The following is a 1,947-nucleotide window of genomic DNA, read 5'->3' on the forward strand; positions in this document are numbered from 1 at the left end:
GCCCACCCCCGGCGCGAGCAGCTCCACCCCGGAGCCTCCGTCGAGTGGATCGGCGGCTGAGGGCGCTGACTGCTCGGGTGCCACCGTGACCGTCGCCACCGCTCGGGATCTGCAGGAAGCGCTCGACGACGCGACGCCCGGCGCGTCCATCCTCCTGCGGCCGGGTGTCTACCCCGGCAACTTCACGGCGAAGACCAGCGGGACGGCGGACGCCCCCATCCGTCTGTGCGGGAGCCCCGACGCCGTTCTGGACGGCGGGCGCGTCGACGACGGGTACGTGCTCCATCTCGACGGTGTCGCCCACTGGAGCGTCGCGGGCTTCGGCATCCGCAATGGTCAGAAAGGGATCATGGCCGATGGTGTGACGGACACCACGATCGAGAATCTGACCGTGTCCGACATCGGCGACGAGGCGGTGCACCTGCGCGCCCACAGCTCGGACAATATGGTGTCGGACAATGTCATCCGCGACACGGGGAAGCGGCGCGCGAAGTTCGGCGAGGGCGTGTATGTCGGGACGGCGGAGAGCAACTGGTGCGACATCACCGACTGCGAGCCGGATCGCAGCGACCGCAACGTCATCGTCGGCAACTCCATCTCCGGCACCACCGCCGAAAGCGTCGACGTCAAGGAGGGGACGACGGGAGGGCGTGTGGAGGGCAACGTCTTCGATGGCGCCCAGCTCGCCGACGATGCCGACTCGTGGGTCGACATCAAGGGCAACGATTGGATCGTCCGCGGCAACACCGGCACCGACTCACCCGGCGACGGCTACCAGACCCACGAGATCGTCGACGGCTGGGGGAGGGGAAACGTCTTCAGCGCGAACGTGGCGAACGTCAACGGCCCCGGGTACGGGTACTCGGTGACCGCGCGCCTGGACAACGTCGTCGAATGCAACAACTCCGCCTCGGGCGTCGGGGAGGGACTCAGCAACGTCGAGTGCTCGGCAAGCGCTCCCTAAAGAGTCGCAGCACCGATGAGCCGCGCCGGATGCCATTCCGCGACGCTGGAGCGGAGCCAGGGCGACACCCCGGCTCCGCTCCAACCTCCCGGCACGGATCAGCCCGCGCAAGTGATGTTGGTCAGGCCTTTCGCGGCCCCGGACGGTGCGCACGCGACGACGGTCCCGGTCGCTCCGGACTGGACGGAGACCTCGTAGCCGGGGACGCCGCCGGTGACGATGTTGTCCCGGAAGACGTTGTCTTTGCCCCAGCCGGGCAGGGCCACATGCACCTGGAACGCGTCGAGGAGCGTTCCCGCTCCCCGGTTGCCCGTGACCTGATAACCGTTGCCCTTCACATCCATCCAGGAATCGCCGTAGTTCGCACCCGAATAGCCGGCGCGGGAGAAGGTGTTACCCCTGACGACGCCGCCCGTCGTCCCCTCTTTCACGTCGATCCCCTCGGCCGACGTGTCGGAGATCGTGTTCCCGACGATCTGCGCGTGGTCCGAGCGGTCCGGCGTGCTCGACGAACCCATGATCGACGACCAATTGCTCTTCGCGCTGCCGATGTAGATGCCTTCGCCGTAGGACGGCTGCTCGAGGCCCGTGTCGTGGATGCGGGAGTTGCGGACCGTGACATGGGTACTGCCGGTGCGCACGTGGACCGCCTCCGCTCCGGTGTTCCCGACGTCGACGCCGTCGATGACGGTGGCGCTCGAGCCGTCGAGCACGATCCCCTTCGCCGCGCGTGTGACGGAGAGTCCCGAGACGTTCCAGCGGTCGCCCGTGATGTGCAGGGCGTAGCCCGACGAGGTCTTGCCGGTCGTGAGCACCGCGCGGGGGGAGCCGGTGAGGGTGATCGGTTGTGCCGGAGTGCCCGACGCGGCGGCGACGAACTGTCCCGTGTACGTGCCGTCCTTCACCAGGATCGTCTGCCCGGGCTGGGCGGACATCAGCGCCGCGGTCAACTGTGCCGACGTCGACACCACGACCGTCATGCC

2 protein-coding genes are annotated in these 1,947 nt (G+C 68.3%); one reads left to right on the forward strand and one right to left on the reverse strand.

Translation table 11 applies throughout. From position 1 onward, the window contains the following. A partial coding sequence (locus tag LQV45_RS28705) for a right-handed parallel beta-helix repeat-containing protein (RefSeq protein WP_230010393.1) occupies positions 1 to 964 on the forward strand: 964 nt, incomplete at its 5' end. A 98-nt stretch (positions 965 to 1,062) separates the two neighbouring features. On the opposite strand, the gene LQV45_RS28710 is transcribed toward LQV45_RS28705, so the two are convergent. After that, the coding region (locus tag LQV45_RS28710) for a nitrous oxide reductase family maturation protein NosD (RefSeq protein WP_230010395.1) at positions 1,063 to 1,947 on the reverse strand (885 nt) is incomplete at its 5' end.

This window comes from Microbacterium sp. Bi128 (genome assembly GCF_918698205.1).